Annotated in this window: 15 protein-coding genes; 2 read left to right on the plus strand and 13 right to left on the minus strand. The window is 71.0% G+C overall.

The window, feature by feature from the left end:
• Window positions 1-279: 279 nt before the first annotated feature.
• From araA to OOJ91_RS30585, 13 genes are all read right to left on the minus strand, one after another.
• A complete protein-coding gene (gene araA, locus OOJ91_RS30525; RefSeq protein ID WP_266250416.1) occupies window positions 280-1,782 on the minus strand; it encodes an L-arabinose isomerase in 1,503 nt (500 codons plus the stop codon).
• Between the two features lie 26 nt (window positions 1,783-1,808).
• Window positions 1,809-2,801 carry a galactofuranose ABC transporter, permease protein YjfF gene (gene yjfF, locus OOJ91_RS30530; protein ID WP_266250418.1) on the minus strand — a complete coding sequence of 331 codons (993 nt, stop codon included), beginning with the start codon at window positions 2,799-2,801 and terminating at the stop codon, window positions 1,809-1,811.
• Window positions 2,798-3,868, minus strand: coding sequence for an ABC transporter permease (locus tag OOJ91_RS30535; RefSeq protein ID WP_266250420.1), 1,071 nt, complete (start codon window positions 3,866-3,868; stop codon window positions 2,798-2,800). Before OOJ91_RS30535 ends, yjfF begins: the two co-directional genes overlap by 4 nt.
• Window positions 3,865-5,406, minus strand: a complete 1,542-nt coding sequence (locus OOJ91_RS30540; protein ID WP_266250422.1) for a sugar ABC transporter ATP-binding protein — start codon at window positions 5,404-5,406, stop codon at window positions 3,865-3,867. The genes OOJ91_RS30535 and OOJ91_RS30540 overlap by 4 nt, the downstream gene beginning before the upstream one ends.
• Before the next feature lie 190 nt (window positions 5,407-5,596).
• Window positions 5,597-6,601: an ABC transporter substrate-binding protein gene (locus OOJ91_RS30545; protein WP_439117143.1), complete on the minus strand. Its 1,005-nt coding sequence runs from the start codon at window positions 6,599-6,601 to the stop codon at window positions 5,597-5,599.
• Between the two features lie 128 nt (window positions 6,602-6,729).
• Window positions 6,730-7,422: an L-ribulose-5-phosphate 4-epimerase gene (locus OOJ91_RS30550; protein WP_266250424.1), complete on the minus strand. Its 693-nt coding sequence runs from the start codon at window positions 7,420-7,422 to the stop codon at window positions 6,730-6,732.
• The gene (gene araB, locus OOJ91_RS30555; protein ID WP_266250426.1) at window positions 7,419-9,101 is read right to left on the minus strand and encodes a ribulokinase; all 1,683 of its coding nucleotides are present in this window, start codon (window positions 9,099-9,101) and stop codon (window positions 7,419-7,421) included. Before araB ends, OOJ91_RS30550 begins: the two co-directional genes overlap by 4 nt.
• Window positions 9,102-9,833: 732 nt before the next feature.
• Window positions 9,834-10,622, minus strand: coding sequence for an ABC transporter permease (locus tag OOJ91_RS30560; RefSeq protein WP_266250428.1), 789 nt, complete (start codon window positions 10,620-10,622; stop codon window positions 9,834-9,836).
• Complete coding sequence (locus OOJ91_RS30565) at window positions 10,619-11,617, minus strand: ATP-binding cassette domain-containing protein (protein WP_266250430.1); 999 nt, start codon at window positions 11,615-11,617, stop codon at window positions 10,619-10,621. Before OOJ91_RS30565 ends, OOJ91_RS30560 begins: the two co-directional genes overlap by 4 nt.
• 34 nt (window positions 11,618-11,651) lie before the next feature.
• Window positions 11,652-12,494 carry a DUF4097 family beta strand repeat-containing protein gene (locus OOJ91_RS30570; RefSeq protein ID WP_266250432.1) on the minus strand — a complete coding sequence of 281 codons (843 nt, stop codon included), beginning with the start codon at window positions 12,492-12,494 and terminating at the stop codon, window positions 11,652-11,654.
• Between the two features lie 57 nt (window positions 12,495-12,551).
• Window positions 12,552-13,079 (minus strand): hypothetical protein, encoded by a 528-nt coding sequence (locus OOJ91_RS30575; protein WP_266250434.1) that lies wholly within the window; start codon window positions 13,077-13,079, stop codon window positions 12,552-12,554.
• A 67-nt stretch (window positions 13,080-13,146) separates the two neighbouring features.
• Complete coding sequence (locus OOJ91_RS30580) at window positions 13,147-14,358, minus strand: FUSC family protein (protein ID WP_266250436.1); 1,212 nt, start codon at window positions 14,356-14,358, stop codon at window positions 13,147-13,149.
• 94 nt (window positions 14,359-14,452) lie between these two features.
• The gene (locus OOJ91_RS30585) at window positions 14,453-15,421 is read right to left on the minus strand and encodes an SDR family NAD(P)-dependent oxidoreductase (RefSeq protein ID WP_266250438.1); all 969 of its coding nucleotides are present in this window, start codon (window positions 15,419-15,421) and stop codon (window positions 14,453-14,455) included.
• A gap of 81 nt (window positions 15,422-15,502) precedes the next feature.
• Here OOJ91_RS30585 and OOJ91_RS30590 point away from each other — a divergent pair, with 81 nt between their 5' ends.
• Both OOJ91_RS30590 and OOJ91_RS30595 read left to right on the plus strand, forming a co-directional pair.
• A complete protein-coding gene (locus OOJ91_RS30590; protein ID WP_266250440.1) occupies window positions 15,503-16,474 on the plus strand; it encodes an AraC family transcriptional regulator in 972 nt (323 codons plus the stop codon).
• Window positions 16,475-16,573: 99 nt separating this feature from the next.
• Window positions 16,574-18,790, plus strand: coding sequence for a hypothetical protein (locus OOJ91_RS30595; RefSeq protein ID WP_266250442.1), 2,217 nt, complete (start codon window positions 16,574-16,576; stop codon window positions 18,788-18,790).
• Window positions 18,791-18,825 lie beyond the last annotated feature (35 nt).

Genomic DNA, 18,825 nt, shown 5'->3' on the forward strand with positions numbered 1-18,825 from the left:
GGGCACCGAGCTGACCACGCCCGGCCATGTGATCGCTAACACCGATCGCCCGACCGTCGCGGTGACGAGGTGCCGAAACCGCGGGGTAGGACGCGCGCGCGGCCGGACCAGCCAACGACATCGACCATCTTGGCTATAGACTGTGAGCGATAACATGCTGTTAGTCAAGGCGTAACACGATCGCCTCGTGGTCCTGCTGGCGCACACGCGAACGGGTGGCCCACCCCGCCCGCAGGCAGGGATGGACCACCCGTTTCCCGTACGATCCGACCGCGCGGGTCAGAAACCGCGGGCCAGCCGGTAGTAGGCCTGGTTCCAGCGGATCTCGTCGGCGAAGCGACGCGGCTCGGTGTCGGCGTCGATGACGACGAGTTCGGTCCGGCTCATCTCGGCCAGGTCGTGCAGCTCCTCGGTGCCCACCGCCTGCGACAGCACGGTGTGGTGCGGGGCGCCGGCGGTGATCCACGCCTCGGCCGAGACCGGCAGGTCCGGTCGCGGCCGCCAGACGGCACGGGCGACAGGCAACCGGCGCAGCGGCTGCGGCGGAGCCACCACGTCGATCTCGTTGGCCACCAGCCGGAAGCGCTCCCCCATGTCCGCCAACCCCAGCACCACGGCCGGACCGGGCGCGGCGTCGAACACCAGCCGGACCGGGTCCTCCCGGCCACCGATACTCAAGGGGTGGATCTCCACGTTGGGCACGTCGGAGGCGATGGTCGGGCAGACCTCAAGCATGTGGGCCCCCAGCACCAGCTCCTGACCCGGGGTGAGGTCGTAGGTGTAGTCCTCCATGAACGACGTGCCGCCCTCGACCCCCACCGACATCGCCTTGAGGGTGTGGACCAGCACGGACGTCTTCCAGTCGCCCTCGCCACCGAAGCCGTAGCCGTCGGCCATCAGCCGCTGCACGGCGATGCCGGGCAGCTGACGCAGGCCACCGAGGTCCTCGAAGTTCGTCGTGAACGCCCGGAACCCGCCGGTGTCCAGGAACGAACGCATGCCCAGCTCCAGGCGGGCCGCGTAGCGCAGCGAGTCGTGCCGCTCGCCCCCGGGAAGCAGCTCGTCGCCGACGCGGTAGGTGTCGCCGTACTCCTTGACCAGCTCGTCCACGTCGGCGTCGGCGACCTCGCCGACCACCTGGACCAGGTCGTTGACGCCGTAGGTGTTCACCGACACCCCGAAGCGCAGCTCCGCCTCGACCTTGTCGCCCTCGGTCACCGCGACGTCGCGCATGTTGTCACCGAAGCGGGCCAGCCGCAGCGACCGCATCGCCGACCAGCCCAGCGCGGCGCGGGCCCACGCGCCGATCCGAGTGGTCACCCGCGGGTCACTGACGTGCCCGGCGACCGTCTTGCGGGCCACCCCGAGGCGGGTCTGGATGTACCCGAACTCACGGTCGCCGTGGGCGGCCTGGTTCAGGTTCATGAAGTCCATGTCGATGTCGTTCCACGGCAGCAGGACGTTCGCCTGGGTGTGCAGGTGCAGCAGCGGCGTCTGCAACGCGTCCAGACCGGAGATCCACATCTTCGCCGGCGAGAACGTGTGCATCCAGGCGATGACCCCGACGGCACCCTGGGCGGCGGCGTCCCGGCAGACCTGCAGGATCTCACCGCTGTTGGTCAGGACGGGCTTCCAGACCACCCGGGCGGGAATCTGCGGCGAGTCGTCGAGCGCGGCCGCGATCTGGCGGGACTGCTCGGCGACCTGCCGGAGCGTCTCCTCGCCGTACATGCCTTGGCTGCCGGTGAGGAACCAGATCTCGGGTTGGGTTTGTGGTGCCATGGGGTTGCCTTCCGCGAGAGGAACTGTCACTTGTAACGGATTCCGATGAGGCGCTGCAGGAGGATGAACGCGAAGAGCAGACCGCCGATCACGATCTTGGTCCACCAGGAGTTGAGGCTCCCGTCGAAGGTGATGAGGGTCTGGATCACACCCAGCACCAGCACGCCCAGCACCGTGCCGAAGACGTAACCCGAGCCACCGGTGAGCACGGTGCCTCCGATCACGACCGCGGCGATGACGTCCAACTCCATACCCACGGCGATCAGCGGCGCGCCCGAGAGGGTATAGAAGGACAGCAGGATGCCACCGATCGCGGAGCACAGGCCGCTGATCGTGTAGACGGCGATCCGGGTCCGCCCCAACGGCAGGCCCATCAGCAGCGCCGACTGCGGGTTGCCGCCGACTGCGTGCACGTTGCGGCCCAACCGGGTGTACGCCAGCACGTACGCCGCGACGAGCACCACCGCGAAGGCGATCAACACGCTGATCGAGACGAAGTTGCCCTGGGGATCCCCGATCCGCTCCTGCGACATCCTGGTCCAGAACCCGTCGGTGATCGGGATGGACGAGCCGGAGATGAACGTGCACATCCCGCGGGCGAAGAACATCCCGGCGAGCGTGACGATGAACGGCTGGATGTCGAAGAAGTGGATGGCGCACCCCATCAACAGGCCGAGCGTCGGGCCGATGAGCAGGGCGATGACGAGCACGAGCGCCGCGGGCAGGCCCTTCTGCAACAGGTCCGCCGACACCATCGCCGTCATGGCGACCACGGACCCCACCGACAGGTCGATGCCACCGGTGAGGATCACGAAGGTCATCCCCACCGCGACGACGAGCAGGAAGCCGTTGTCGATGAAGACGTTGAAGATGACCTGCACGTTCGAGAACGCCGTGTACTGGGACACGCCGATGCCGTACATCACCAGGAGCAGGGCGAGCGTGGCAAGCACCGGCACCTGCCGCCGGGGCAGCCGGATCCGGGTGCGGCGGGGGGCGGTGAGCGATCCGGTGGTCATGCCGGCACCTGCTCCTTCGGCTTGTCGGCGACGGGGCGCGGTGGCGGGGCGCTTCTCCTGCGCCGGCTGAACTTGGCGCGGAAGGCCGGCGCCTGGATGAGGCAGACGGCGATGACGACTACCGCCTTGAACAGCAGCGAGGTCTGCGGCGAGATGTTCATGGCGTACACCGTGGTGGTCAGGGTCTGGATGATCAGCGCGCCGAGGATGGTGCCGCTCAGGAAGAACCGGCCGCCGGCGAGGGACGTGCCGCCGATGACGACCGCGAGGATCGCGTCCAATTCGACCCAGAGGCCGACGGCGTTGCCGTCGGCGCTGGAGACGTTCGCCGTCATCATGAAGCCGGCGACCGCCGCGCAGACGGCGCTGACGACGTACGCGAGGAAGATGACCCGACCGGAGCGGATGCCGGCGAGTCGGCTCGCCTCGGCGTTGCCGCCCACCGACTCGATGATCATGCCGAGCGCGGTGCGGCGGGTGAACGCGGCGACGAGCAGTGCCGCGGCGAGGGCGATGAAGATCGCCAGCGGCAGGGTCAACAGGTGACCCAACCCGATCGACCGGAACGGCCCGGAGTTGATGGTGATGATCTGACCCTGGGTGATGAGCTGGGCGAGACCGCGGCCGGCCACCATCAGGATCAGGGTGGCGATGATCGGTTGGATCCCGATGACGGCCACCAGCACCCCGTTCCAGACGCCCAGCACGAGCGCGACCCCCAACGCCATCGCGAGGGCGGTCAGCACCACTGTGAGGCTGTTCTGGTCGGGCTGCTTGCTGATGTACATGCAGGCCATCGCGCCGCTGATCGCGCAGACCGAGCCGACCGACAGGTCGATGCCACCGGTCGAGATGACCAGGGTCATGCCCAGCGCGACGAGGATCAACGGCGCGCTCAACCGCAGGATGTCGATGGGCGAGCCGTACAGGTGCCCGTCCTTGAGCTCGATGGACAGGAACCCGGGCCGGTAGATGGTGTTCGCGGCGAGCATGACGACAAGCACGGCGACGGGCCAGAACAGCCGGTGACCGATCATCGTCCGATAGCGGCCCTTCGTGTCGTTCATCGGTCCACCTCCTCCCGGTGAGATCCACTCGCGATCGTCTGCATGATGCGCTCGGCGTCGAGGCTCTCGTCGTTGGCGAGCTGCGCGACCATCTGCCGGTCGCGCATCACCGCCACCTTGTGGCTGAGGCGCAGCACCTCCTCCAGCTCGGCGGAGATGAACAGCACCGCCATCCCGCCGTCGGACAACTGCGTCACGAGCCGCTGGATCTCGGTCTTCGCGCCGATGTCGATGCCCCGGGTCGGCTCGTCCAGGATCAGCAGCCGCGGCTCGGTGATCAGCCACCGGGCCAGGAGCACCTTCTGCTGGTTGCCGCCGGAGAGGTTGCGGACCGGCACCTCCGGGTCCGCCGGACGGATGTTGAGGGCCTTGACGTACTTGTCGACCAGCTCGTCCTGCCGGCGGCGCGGGATGGGCCGCAGCCAGCCGCGGGCGGCCTGCATGGCGAGGATGATGTTCTCGCGGACCGACAGTTCGGGAACGATGCCCTCGGCGCGGCGGTTCTCCGAGCAGAAGCCGACGCCCTGGTCGATGGCCTGCGCGGGGGTACGCAGACTGCTCGACGTGCCGTCGATGGCGACCTGCCCGCCGTCGGCCCGGTCGGCGCCGAAGAACAGCCGCGCCACCTCGGTACGCCCGGAGCCCAGCAGACCGGCCAGGCCGACCACCTCGCCGGCGTGGATGGTGAGGCTGAACGGCGCGACCGCGCCCGCCCGCCCGAGGTTCGACACCGCCACCAGGGGGGTGCCCTCCTCCAGCTCGCCCAGGTCCCGCCGGGAGTGCTCCTCGATTCCCTCGAGGACGTCGAGTTCCTTGCCGATCATCTTCTCGACGAGGCCGAGCTGGGGCAGCTCGGCGGTCATGTACTCACCGACGAGCCCGCCGTTACGCAGCACCGTGATGCGGTTGGCGATCTCGTAGACCTGGTCGAGGAAGTGGGTCACGAACAGGATCGCGATGCCCTCGTCGCGCAGTTGCCGCATGATGCGGAACAGTTGCGCTACCTCTCCCGCGTCGAGGCTGGAAGTCGGCTCGTCCAGGATCAGCACCCGGGCCTGGATGTCGATCGCACGGGCGATCGCGACCATCTGCTGGATCGCGAGGGAGTACGAGCCCAGCGGCGCGCTGACGTCGAGGTCGAGGTCGAGGCGGGTCAGGAGCGCGCGGGCGCGTCGGCGGACCTCACCCCAGCGGACGGCGCCGAGGAGCCGCGGCTCGCGTCCGATGAAGATGTTCTCCGCCACCGAGAGGTTGGTGCAGAGATTGACCTCCTGGTAGACGGTGCTCACCCCGGCGGCCGTCGCCTGCATCGGCCCGCTGAAGGACACCGGCTCACCGTCGAGGGTGATCGTGCCCTCGTCGGTGTCGTAGACGCCTGTCAGCACCTTGATCAGGGTCGACTTGCCGGCGCCGTTCTCGCCCATCAGGGCGTGCACCTCGCCGGGGAAGAGCCGGAAGTTGACGTTGTGGAGTGCACGCACCCCGGGAAAGGACTTGCTGATCCCGGTCATCGTCAGGACCGGACGGCTATCCGTCATCCCATCAGACCTCTTCTGGGGGTTGTCGACGCGGAAGGGCCGCTGCGCTCCCACCGCGCCCGCCCGGCCGCCCCGGGGGGAGGCTCGGGCGGGCGTGGCGCGGGTCGTCGCGGGTCGTGCCCGGTCCGTTCGGGTTTATGGGGCGACGCGGCGGGGCCGCCACGCGAGCGCGGCGACCCCCCTGCGTCGATCAGTACTTGCGGGTGGGCAGAGCCTCCTTGGCCTGCTCGGTCGTGAAGGTGGTCTCCTGGGTCTCGATCCGAGGCGGCACCGTCTCGCCCGCCTTGACCTTCTTGGCCAGGTCCATCAGCTGCGGGCCGAGCAGCGGGCTGCACTCCGCGATGAAGTTGAACTTCCCGTCGGCGAGGGCCTGCATGCCGTCCTTGACCGCGTCGACGGTGATGATGGTGATGTCCTTGCCGGGCACCTTGCCGGCCGCGGTGATGGCCTCGAGCGCGCCCAGACCCATGTCGTCGTTGTGCGCGAAGAGCACGTCGATCTTCGGGTTGGCCTTGAGGAACTGCTCCATGACCTGCTTGCCGCCCGCCCGGGTGAAGTCACCCGGCTGGGAAGCGATGATCTTCAGGTTCGGGTTGGCGGCGATCGCCTCGCCGAAGCCCTTCTTGCGGTCGTTGGCCGGAGCGGCGCCCGTGTTGCCCTGCAGCTCGACGATGTTCACCGGGCCGGTCGCGCCCTTCTTCTGCTCGACCAGCCACTCACCGGCGAGCCGGCCCTCCTTGACGAAGTCCGAGCCGAGGAACGTCTTGTACAGGCTCTTGTCGGCCGAGTCGACCGAACGGTCGGTCAGGATGACCGGAATGCCGGCGTCCTTGGCCTCCTTGAGCACGGTGTCCCACCCGGACTCCACCACCGGCGAGAAGGCGATGACGTCGACCTTCTGCTGGATGTAGTTGCGGATCGCCTTGATCTGGTTTTCCTGCTTCTGCTGCGCGTCGTCGAACTTCAGCTCGATGCCTGCCGCGGCGGCGGACTCCTTGATCGAGGTGGTGTTCGCGGTACGCCACCCGCTCTCCGCACCGACCTGGGAGAAGCCCATCGTGATCTTGCCGTCGTCCTTGGACCCGCCGCCGCCGGTGTCGCTGTTGCCGCAGGCCGCCACGCCGCCGACGAGCAGCACGCTGGCGAGGACCGCGACAGCGCGCCACGGAGCGGACTGCGTTCGCATCTTTCCCATCAGTTCTCCTTGGCTGGGTGTGGTGGGACCGCGCGAGCCGCCGACGTGCGAAGGGTGGCGTACGCGGGTGGTGCGTGCTGGTGCGTCGGTGGAGCAGACCGGCGGGCCCGGATGGCCGATGGAGACGGTCAGGGACCTGCCGGTGCGACTGTTTGTTGGCCGTAGACGTTCTGGTATCGGTGGTAGAGGGCGTCGATGTCGGCAGGCGCGATCGGCACCGGCTGCCCGAGGGTCCGCGCCAGGTACGAGGTGCGGGCCACGTCCTCACACATGACCGCGGCCTTGACCGCCGCCCGGGCGTCCCGGCCGATGGTGAAGACGCCGTGGTTGCGCATCAGCACCGCGGGTGAGCGGTGCCCGGCGAGCGTGGCGACGATCCCCTTGCCGATGTCGTCGCCGCCGATCAGTGCGAACGGGCCCAGCGGGATCTCCCCACCGAACTCGTCGGCCTGCGCCGTGAGGTGGCAGGGGATCGCCTCTCCGCAGGCGGCCCAGGCGCTGGCGTACGAGCTGTGCGTGTGCACGACCCCACCGACCTCGGGCATGGCCCGGTAGACGTAGGCGTGGGCGGCCGTGTCGCTGGACGGGGCGAGGTCGCCCTCGACGAGGACACCGTCGAGGTCGCAGACCACCATGGTGTCGGCCGTGAGGTCGTCGTAGCCCACACCGCTCGGCTTGATCACCATGAGGTCCTGGCCGGGAACCCGCGCGGAGACGTTGCCGGACGTCCAGGCGACCAGGTTGTAGCGGGTCAGCTCGGTGTGCAGCCGGGCGACGGTCTCGCGCAGCTCGCCGATCTGTCGACGTGTCTCCGCGTTCATGCGACGACCTCCAGCGGGGCCTCGTACGTGGCAGCGGCGGCCTCGACCGCCGCGTTGCGGATCGCCCGCAGGCGGAGCATGACGTCGTTGCCGCCCCGACCGAAGTGGTCGTGCAGGGCCCGGTACTCGGCGTACAGGGCGTCGTAGGCGCGCGCCCGGTCGGGATCCGGCGTGTAGACGGCCTCGTGCACACGCCCCATCGCCTGCGACGCCTCGTGGATCGACGGGTACGCCCCGGCCGCGACGGCGGCGTGGATCGCCGATCCGAGCGCCGGCCCCTGCGCGGACGCGATGATGTTCAGCGGTCGCCTGGTCACATCGGCGTAGATCTGCATCAGCAGCTTGTTGTTGGTGAGACCGCCGGCGATCACCAGGTCGTTCACCGGCACACCCGCCTCGACGAACGCGTCGATGATCATCCTGGTGCCGTACGCCGTGGACTCCAGCAGCGCACGGTAGATGTCCTGCGGCCGGGTGGCCAGGGTCATCCCGACGATCATCCCGCTGAGGTCGTGGTTGACAAGCAGCGAGCGGTTGCCGTTCCACCAGTCCAGGGCGATCAGGCCGTGCGCGCCGACCGGCTGGCCGGCGGCCAGTTCGGTGAGGCGTTCGTGCGAGTCGAGCCCGGCGGGGACGCCGTGCTCGACGAACCAGCCGAAGATGTCGCCGACGCCGCTCTGCCCGGCCTCGTAGCCCCAGGCGCCGGGGCTGATGCCGCCGTCCACGACACCGCACATGCCGGCCACCTCGGCGACCTCCGCGCCGTTGACGACGTGGCAGGTCGAGGTGCCCATGATGGCGACCAGCCGACCGGGCTCCACCGCCTGCGCGGACGCCGCGGTGACGTGCGCGTCGACGTTGCCGACGGCCACCGCGATCCCCGCCGGCAGGCCGGTCCAGGCCGAGGCGTCTGCGGTGAGCGTGCCGGCGCGGGCGCCGAGGGGCAGCAGCGGCCCGTCGAGCTTGGCCACGAAGTCGCCGAAGTCGGGGTTGAGCGCGGTCAGGAAGCTCTCGGACGGGTACTGCCCGTCCTGCAGGATGCCCTTGTAGCCGGCGGTGCAGACGTTACGGGTCTCGGTGCCGCTGAGCTGCCAGACGATCCAGTCGGCGGCCTCGATGAACCGCTCGGCCCGGTGGTAGATCTCCGGGTCCTCCTCGAGGATCTGCAGACCCTTGGCGTACTGCCACTCGGCGGAGATCTTGCCGCCGTACCGGCCGATCCACGGCTCCGCCCGCTCGTGGGCGAGCGCGTTGATCCGGTCGGCGTGCGGCTGGGCGGCGTGGTGCTTCCACAGCTTGACCCAGGAGTGCGGCCTGTCGCGCAGCTCGGGATCCTCGCAGAGCGGGGTGCCGTGGGCGTCGGTCGGCAACACGGTGCAGGCGGTGAAGTCGATGCCGATGCCCACCACCGCTGCGGGGTCCACCCCGGCGGCGGACACCGCCGCCGGAACGGCGTGGCGCAGCACGTCGCGGTAGTCGTCCGGGTTCTGCAGAGCCCAGTCCGGGGGCAGCGATCGACCTCCCGGCAGCGTCTCGCTGATGACCCCGTCGCCGTACTCGTGCACCGCGGTCCCCAGCTCGGCACCGTCGGACACCCGGACCACGAGGGCCCGCCCGGAGAGAGTGCCGAAATCGACACCCACGACGTAGCTTTCGGCAGCTCCGTCCACACGCTCCATGTTCACCTCCACCGTTAACGGGGATAGTGTTAACGCTCACATCCAGCGCCGTCAAGACATCTAGCTGCAACAGCTCCGTAACGGAACGCGGGGGGCGCGCCGGCTCGGGCGGGTCGAGTCGGGCGCTTCCCTATCGCACTGGCGCAAAGTCCGCGATTCCGACTCGCCCCTTTGCTGGCGGCGCGCCGGAGGGCTGACATCGCACCGACTGACGCCCGGCGCCTCCCGGCCGGCGGTCGGTCCCGCACCGCTCGACTGTCCGGGTGACGGCAGTACCGTGCCCGCCCTCTGCGGCGCCGGTCCGAACGCGACTGTCGACCCATCGGTGGCGATGTCAGCGATAACATCGCCGCGACCGCCGCCCGCCCATGATCAGATCTATGCCGTACGCCACGGCCGCCGCCGAGCCCATGAGCGCGTACTCCGGCCGCCGACAGACCCCTCACGCGCCCGATCCGCGCGGCGTGTTATCGATAACATTCGACGTTTCCGGGGATCCCGGAGGCACCGATCCGACCGGGCCCGCATCGCTCGATGTCGATCAATCGCGGTCGCCGCTCGCGGAGAAGCGACGACAGCCGGGGTCGGTCTCGCCCACGGTGGTCCAGCGTGATCGACCCCGGGTCGGCGATGTGGCGGTGTCCCGTCGTCGGGACACCGCCACGTCAGCGACATCGAGTCGATCACGCCCCCGGCCCGGCCCCCCGCGGGCCGGGCCGGGGGCCGGTCGGGTCAGGCGGTGCGGCCGCGGTTGTAGAGCGCCTTGGCCCAGAGGAAGCAGGTCACCGTGATGACGGCGCACCAGCCGACCGCGAGGAGCCCGTTGACGCCGATCCCGGTGCCGAACAGCAGGCCCCGGAGGGTCTCCATGACCGGCGTGAAGGGTTGGTAGTCGGCGAACAGGCGCACCGGCGTCGGCATGGAGTCGGTGGGGACGAACCCGCTGCCGAGAAACGGCAGGAGCACCAGCGGCATCGGCAGGTTGCTTGCCGTCTCGACGCTCTTCGAGACCAGGCCGAGGGCGACCGACAGCCAGGTGACCGCGAAGGTGATCATGGTGAGGACGCCTGTCGCGGCGAGCCACTCGACGGCACTGGCGGTCGGACGGAACCCGACGAGGAGCGCCACACCGGTGACGGCCGCGAGGCTGAGCATCGACTGGAGCACGCTGCCCACGACATGGCCGGTGAGAACCGACGGCCGGAAGATCGCCATCGTACGGAAACGGGCGATGATGCCCTCGGCCATGTCCATGGCGACCGAGATCGCGGTGCCCTGCGCCGCGCTGGCCACCGTGATGAGCAGGATGCCGGGGGTGACGTAGTTGGCGTAGTCGGCACGGTCGCCGGAGGGTCCGAGGCCGGCGCCGAGCGTGCCGCCGAAGACGTAGACGAAGAGCAGCAGCAGGATGACAGGTATGCCGATGAGCATGAGGGTCAGCGACGGATAGCGCCGCATGTGCAGAAGGTTGCGCCGCAGCATGGTGTTCGAGTCGCGCAGGGCGAAGGTGAGGGTGCTCATCGCGCGGAAGCCCTTTCCTGACCGGACCGACCGGCCCGGGTGTCTGGTTGGTCGACTCGACCGTCGGGTTGGCCGGTGAGGGCGAGGAAGACGTCGTCGAGGTCGGGGGTGTGCACGGCGAGGCCGGCCACGGTGATCGCATCGCGGTCGAGGTGGTCGAGGACGGATCGCAGCGAACCGACCCCGCCGTCGCTGGGCACCTGAAGGGTGAGCGCGGTGTCGTCCCGGGTGGCCGCCGCGAACGTACGGGCCGCCGAGTCGAGCCCCTCCTGGTCGGCGAACCGCAACACCACGTGGCCGCCCGGGATGAGCCGCTTGAGCTCGTGCGGGGTGCCCTCGGCGATCAGCCGGCCGTGGTCGAGGAACGCGACGCGGTCGGCGAGCTGGTCGGCCTCCTCCAGGTACTGCGTCGTCAGCAGGATGGTGACGCCCTCGGCGGCGAGAGCCCGGATGATGTGCCACATGGCGCGGCGACTGCGCGGGTCGAGGCCTGTCGTCGGCTCGTCGAGGAAAATGACGCGGGGGTCGCCGACCAGGGTCATCGCGAGGTCGAGCCGGCGACGCATGCCGCCGGAGTACGTCGCGGCCGGCTTGTCCGCCGCCTCGGAGAGGTCGAACTGCTCGATCAGGTCGGCGATCCGTCGTCGGCCAGTCGCCCTGTCCAGGTGCCACAGGTCGGCCATCAGGTTCAGGTTCTCCCGACCGGTCAGCAGGTTGTCCACGGCGGAGAACTGGCCGGTGACGCCGATCAGCTCCCGTACGGCGTCGGGCTCGCGGGTCACGTCGTGGCCGAGGACGCGGGCGTGGCCGCCGTCGGCGCGGAGCAGGGTGGAGAGGATCTGCACGGTGGTGGTCTTGCCCGCGCCGTTGGGGCCGAGCAGCGCGAAGATCGTTCCCTCGGTGATCATCAGGTCGATGCCGTCGAGCACGACCTTGGCACCATAGGACTTCCGCAGGTCCGTGGTCACGATCGCGGGTTTCCTGCTGCTGGTCATGGTCTCCTCATTCGTGGTGGGGGGTCGTGGCCGATCAGGCACGGCGGATCGTGATGTCGCCGAAGGAGGTGTTCGCGCGGATCTCGACCGTCTCGTCGGTCTCGGCCGGGCTGTCGGCCGACTCGAGCGCGTTGTGCACGCGCCCGTGCCGGGAGCTGACGTCGAGCCAGGCGGCGGTGCCCCGTCGGACCCCGACCTCGATCGCGCCGTACGAGGTGTGCGACTCGACCGACCCGCGCACGACCTCGCCCAGCCGGACGTTGCCGTACGCGGTGCGTGCCGCCACCGAGGCCATCGGCGCGTCGACGGTGATGTCGCCGTAGGCGGTGTTGATCCGGACGTCGCCGCCGCTGCGGCCGATCCAGCAGTCGCCGGAGGAGTTCTTGATCTCCGCGGTGCCGTCTACCGCGCCGAGGCGCACCTTTCCGGAGGACGCCTTCACCCGGGCCGATCCGGTGACACGCTCCACCGCGACCTCGCCGTGGCTGCTGTCGATCTCCAGCGGCCCGGTCTCCTCGAGCCGGATCCCGCTGCCGGTCTTGATGCGGCACTCACCGAGCCGCCCCTCGCCGCGGAACGCCGCCCACGCCGCCTCCGCATGCAGCCGCGTTCCGCTCGGCACCTCGATGAGGACGTCGACCGACGGCCCCGAGCCGAAGCCGTACCGGCGCCAGCTCTTCGGCACCCTGATCCGCAGGAGCCCGGCGGCGTACTCGACTGTGGTCTGCTCCGCGGCGCTCACGTCGGCCTTGCTCGACGGGTCGCGGGGCCGCACCTGCACGACCGTGTCGGTGCGCTCGGTCGCGGCGATCCAGGCGTCCCCGACGGGCAGCTCGACCTGGACGGAAATCGGTTCTGGTGTCTCGAAAACAGGCATGGTGGTCTCCCGGAAGGTGCGTGGCGAAGGCGAACGGGGTGGGGAAGGGCGCGGCGGTCAGCGCGCCCAGCCGGTGACGTGCTGGCCGGACCGCGGCGGCTCGGGCCGGCGCGGTGGCTGGCGTTCCGTGCCGCCGGCGGCGACGGCGGCGGCGACGGCCCGCACCAGCCAGGCGTTGACGGACAGCCCGGCCCGGCTGGCGGCCCCGTCGACGCTTGCCTTGAGATGGTCGGGGAGGCGGAGGTTGATCCGGGACGTGCCGCCCTCGTCGCCATCGGGCGGCAGCAGCGGCACGGGCGCCGGAGGCGGCTCGCTCACCGCACCCGTGCTGTCCGTCGGCGTGTTCGCGGGCGTCACCACGAAATTGGGCTCGCGCCCGCGCAGCCGGACGTGCACCGACCCGGGGGCGAGATCGCGCGTGATCTCGTCGGCCGCGTCGGACAGCGCCTCGAGCAGCGTGAGGTGGGTCGCCGCTTCCAACTGGGTGAAGAGTCGCTCGGCCAGCAACCGGCCCTCCGGGTCGACACCCTCGGCGGCTACGGCGAACTCGTTGCGCAGGTTCTCGACGTACGGCCTCAAGTCCATGGCACCATCATGGCACCACTTTGGCTCAATATGCAACAGCCAATGGCTCAGAGTGCTGCCACGGCAGTCATCGTCGATCGCCTGCGAAGCGCTCCGGAGCGTCGAACGCGCGGCGGACCAGCCGGTTCGCCACCTCCTGCGTCAGCCCGGTGGCCACCAGCAGATCGCTTACCGTCGTGCGAACCTGCGCCACCACGACGGCACCGGAGAAACCGACCCCCTCCCGGTAGGCGTCACCGGCGGCGCAGACCGCCCGCAGGGCCCGCGCCCGCGCCTCGGTGGGTTCGTGACCGGCGGCGAACTGCCGCTTGAGCACGCGTACGGCCTCGGCGAGGTCGGCGACCGCCCCCGGCAGGGCCTTCGGGACCGGCTCACCGTCCTCGATCACGGTCACCGCGCGGCGGATCAGCGTTCCGGCGTTGCGCATCGCCCGGTCGATCGGCTCCGCCGTCTGCGCGTACCGGCCCACCGGCCCGTGCCGCTCGTGCCAGTGCACAGGCGAGAGCGTGCTGGCCTCCCGGGCGCCCTGGGTCGCCTCGATGAGGGCCCGCAGCTCGTCCTTGTTCTCCCGCAGCTTCGTGCGGGCGGTCAGCGCACGGTCGATGTCGCCGTCGGCCAACGCGCCAGCGGTGGCGTCGAGCTGGGTGCTGAGCAGGTCCAACACCGGCCGCGCGGCCCGGTTGAGCACCCGCAGCGGGCTCAACGGCAGGAGGACGGCGGTGACCACCAGCGCCACCGCTCCCCCGACGAGAGCGTCCACGAAGCGGGGGATCTCCAGGTCCCGCACGGACGGACTCAACGTGGCGATGAGCACCGCAGTCGCCCCGGCCTGGATCACCACCGCCGCGCTGCCGGCGAGGAACAGCGCGACGAGGATCGCCAGCACGACGATCAGGGCGAGTTGCCACCACCCGGTGCCGGTCACCGTGAGCAGCAGGTCGCCGACCAGCACCCCTACGGTGACGCCGAGGATCAGCTCGACGGTGCGGCGCAACCGTTGGCCGACCGACGCGGCGAGGGTCGAGACCGCCGAGATCGGCGCGAACACCGGCTGCGAGACGTGCAGCACCTGGCGCACCACGAACCAGGACAGCGCCGCGGCCAGACCGGCCTGCAGAGCCAGGCCGCCGATGCCCCGTACCCTCCGTGCCCGGTCCCGCAACCCGCCCGACAGGCGGGCGCGGAGCCGGGCGACTGTAGTCGCCGAAGTGGCGTGCGCCCCGGCGCCGGGACGCGCCGGAGCACCCCCGTCCGTACCGGGCCGACCGGCAGCGACCATGGCGGCGGCTACCCCGCCGTACCCCGATCAATCCTGGCCGCCGGGCGCGGCCCCGCGGGAGCGCGCCGCGCCCGGCGTCCGACGGTCGTCGCGCTCAGCGCGCGGAGAGCATCTTCTCGGCGTACGCCCAGAGCCGGTCCGCGGCGACCGGATCGACCGCGTGTGCCGCCACCCCGCCGGTGGCGTCCGGGCCGCCGGGCACCACCTCCGCCTCCTGGTTGTCGACGAAGTACCGGCCGCCGACGCCGTCGAGGAGGGGCGACGCGGCGAGCAGGACTGTGGTCGCCGCCCCCTGGGCCGGCGTCTTGTAGTAGTCCGGCACGACGAGGTTGCCCGCCTCGTCCATCGCGCCGACCGCGCGCATCATGTCGTCGTCGAGGTGGCGCTGCAGGCTGGTGTGGATGTACCCGGGGTTGAGGGCGTTTGCGGTGATCCCGTCCTTCGCCCACCGCCTGGTGATGCCGACCGCGAGCAGGACGTCAGCGGTCTTCGACTGCCCGTACGCCGCCCACGGGTCGTACGGGCGCCGCTCGAACTGGGGGTCCCCGACGTCGAACGGAGCGCCCAGGTGCGCCCCGGAGCTGACCACCACGACCCGGGCCGCCCCGGCGGCGCGCAGGTTGTCGTGCAGACCGACGGCGAGCGCGAAGTGACCAAGGTAGTTGGTCGCGAGCTGGAGTTCCCAGCCCTGCACGGAGAGCTGCCGGGTGGGGAGCGCCATGACGCCGGCGTTGGCGACCAGCGCGTCGAGCGGGCCCCGCCAGGCCGCGACGAAGGCGTCGACCGAGGCGAGATCGGCCAGATCGAGCGCGGCCGACCGAACGACGCCCCGGGTGGCATCGGTGGCGAACTCCTCGACGAGCCCGGCGGCCCGCTGCGGGTCACGGACCGCGACGGTGACCTCGGCGCCGGCGCCGGCCAGGGCGCGAACCGTCTCGACACCGAGGCCGGAGGCCCCGCCGGTGACGATCATCCGTCGCCCGCCGAGGTCCACGCTCTCGAGGATCTCGGCGGCCGTGGTGCGGGAGGTGTACGACGTGGTGAGGCGTGGGTTCGCTGTCATGTCAGCCAGGCTATGAACCCGGCTCTGGACTGCCTATAGTCTGGAGTCCGCAATACTTTCGCGAGCGTCCAGGAGGCGGGCATGGATCCCCTTGAGGACGTCCTGGCGTTGCTCGGCGCGACGAGTCACGTCTCCGCCGGCCTCGTCGCCGGTGGGCGCTGGGCGGTCCGGTTCGACCCACCGGCGGGCGCCAAGTTCAACGCCATCCGGCGCGGCCGCTGCTTCCTGCGTGTCGACGGCGAGCCCGAGCCGATCGGCCTCGCCGAGGGCGACTGCTACCTGCTCACCCGGCCGGTGGCGTACACGCTCTTCAGTGACCCCGACGCCCCGGTCCAGCCGGCGTACCCGATCTTCGCGGCCGCCGCCGACGGCGTGGCGCACGCGGGCGACGGCGACGACATGTTCCTCATCGGCGGCGCGTTCTCCCTGGGGGACCGGGGTCGCAGCCTCCTGCTGGACAGCCTTCCGCCGATCATCCACGTGCCCGCCGACACCCCCGCGGCCGCCACCGTCCGGTGGGCGCTCGACGAGATCGACAGCGAGCTGCGAGAGCCTCAGCTCGGGTCGCGGCTCGTCGCCGAACACCTGGCGCTCGTCCTGCTGATCCAGGTCCTGCGGCTGCACCTGGCCCGCGATCCGCAGCACACGTCCGGCTGGCTGGCCGGGCTCGCCGACCCGGTGGTCGCTCCCGCGCTGCGGGCGATACACGGACGGCCCGCGCAGTCCTGGACGGTGGACGAGATCGCGCGCGCCGCCTCCGTCTCCCGGTCGACGCTCGCCGCCCGCTTCCGGCAGGTCGTCGGCGTAGGCCCGCTGGAGTACCTGACACGTTGGCGGATCGAACTCGCGGCGGACCGCATCCGCCGGGGCTCGGACACCGTCGCGACAATCGCCCTGGCCGTCGGGTACGGCTCGGAGAGCGCGCTCAGCGTCGCCTTCAAACGCGTCACAGGTGTCTCGCCGCGCGCCTACCGCGGACAGCTTGCCGCAAGCACCCGGGCCGGGCAGGCGTCCGGACGTGCCGGTGCGATTGTGAGCGGCCGGGACGGGTAGACCCCGGTCTGCCACGTCGGTGGCGGACCGTCCTCGGCTGGGCAGCCGGCAGCGGACGGCCGGGACGCCTTCGGGGGGATTGCCGATGGATCAGCGCCGTTGAGCGGGCCCGACAGCTCCGGCGACGTCGTGGAGCTGCGGGTGCACGGCGTCTCCGGCGCGAGCGTCGACCAGGTACTCAACCTGGAACAGACGACGCAGGTAGCCGGAGACCGCAGTGGCGGCTTCGTCCGGCTCCGTCCCGGCGGGCCCGACGCCGACGCGCGGGGCGTGACGGTTGAGGCGTACCGCTGGGGTGACCTGCCCTCCGGAAGCGTGGCCCAGACCCTGGCGTTGGTTCTCCTGCTGCCGTTCATGCTGGTAAACGTGGCGATCTGGATGCGCCCGGCGCAGCCGGGCACGGAGGCCGTCGTCAAGTCCCTGTGCCGGCTGCTGGCGCTGACACTTACCGTGCTGTACGTGCTCGCCATCGTCGGCGTCGCCCTCGACCTGGTCGCCTGGCAGTGCCTGACCGCGCCCCGCTGCCTGGCCGGACGGAGCTGGTTGTCCTGGCTGAGCGGGCAGCCGGCCGGGCTGCGGCTGGCGGTGCTCGCCGTGTTCCCGGCCGCCGGGATCGCGCTGATCTGGCGGATCAGCACCCGCCCGGGGAGGTCGTTCGAGGCGTTCCGCGGCCCCGACGAGAACCTCTCCGGGAACCGGCTCGGCACGATCGGCAAGTGGGACGCCGAGCCGCTGGTCGGACGGCTCCGGTCGGTGCACGTCGCGGCGGCGTTCGGGACGCTGAGCCTCGTCCTGCTCGCCGCCCGGGCCGCGAACGGCGCCTCGACCACCACTGTCGCGTTGGCGGTCGCCGCAGGCGTCGTCCTGGCCACCGGCGTGGTGCTGCTCTGCACGCCCCCGCTGATCGACAGGTCTCCCGGCGACCGGCGGCTCGACGCGGTCACCAGCACGCTGCGCACGACCGCGATCGTGCTGACCGCGCTGGTCGTGGCCCACGTGCTGACCAGCTCCGCGCGGTGGCACTCCGAGCGCGACCTGCCCGGCTACGACGCGACCCTGACCTGGCTGTTCGCGCTCCAGACGACACTGCTGGTCGCGCTCGGGGTCGTGCTGCTCTGGCGGCGGGACCGGCGGCGAGGAAGCAGCCCTCTGTTCGGGCTGGGCGCGCTCGTCATCGCCGGCACGGCGATCACCATGGCGGTCGTCTACTCGGCCGAGCTGGTCTACCGGGTGGCGGACTACCTCGACCGCGACATGCCGACCGCGGAGGGCATCGCGACCGGCCCGCCCCGGGCGTACACCTGGGCGCTCTTCGGTTTCCTCCGCACCGTGGTGGTCACCGTTGTCGTCGCCGGTCTGGTCGTCGTGGTCTCCCGTCGGCGGCGCTCGCGAGCGGCGGCGGCGGTCGTCGCGAGCGACTACCCGCACCCCCCGGCGGAGGCCGGGCCGAGGCTGCGACAGGTCCGCAGGGTGATAGCGCGGGCCCGCTTCACCGAGCGACTGGTGCTGCTGGCAGTGGTCTTCGGCTGCCTCGCCGGCATCGGCACCGCCACCACCACCCTCGGTCTGCTGGGCGTCTTTCCGGGCGACGTCGTCGAACGCTACGCCCGCGTGCCGGCCGACGCCGTCACCTTCGGCATCGCGTTCGCCAGCTGGGCGATGGCGGCGGCGCTCCTCGGCCTGCTCCTGGGCGGGATCTTCGCCTACCGGACCGTCCCGTTCCGCAGGCACATCGGCGTCATCTGGGACCTCGGGACCTTCTGGCCCCGGGCCGCCCACCCGTTCGCGCCGCCGTGCTACGCCGAGCGGGCCGTGCCGGAGCTGACCCGGCGCATCACCTACCTGGTCGAACGGGGCGATGCGGTGCTGCTCTCCGGGCACAGCCACGGCTCGGTCCTGCTCGCCGCCACAGTGCTCCAGCTTCCACAGTCGATCGGCAGCCGCGTCGCGCTGCTCACGCACGGCTCACCCCTGCGCCGGCTCTACGCGCGGCTGTTCCCCGCGTACATCGACGACGCGGTGCTGCACGAGATCGGCCGCCAGGTCGGCTGGCGGTGGGTGAACCTGTGGCGCGACACCGACCCGATCGGCGGGCGGATCTTCCCCGGCCACGGGTCCGAGGCGTCGGAGGGCGACCCGGCCGAGGAGGTCGACCGCCGACAGCGCGACCCGCGTGACGTGGTGACGCCACCGGGCGACAGCGTTCCACCGCCCATCCAGGGGCACTGGCCGTGTGAGTCCGACGAACAGTTCGTCGACGCGGTGCGGGACCTGGCGCGACGCCTGCGGCACGATCCAGGCACCACGCCCACGTGAGGATGCGCTACCGCGCCGGCCGTACCGTGGCGGCG

This window comes from Micromonospora lupini (genome assembly GCF_026342015.1).
In the GTDB taxonomy this organism is placed as follows: Bacteria; Actinomycetota; Actinomycetes; order Mycobacteriales; family Micromonosporaceae; genus Micromonospora; species Micromonospora lupini_B.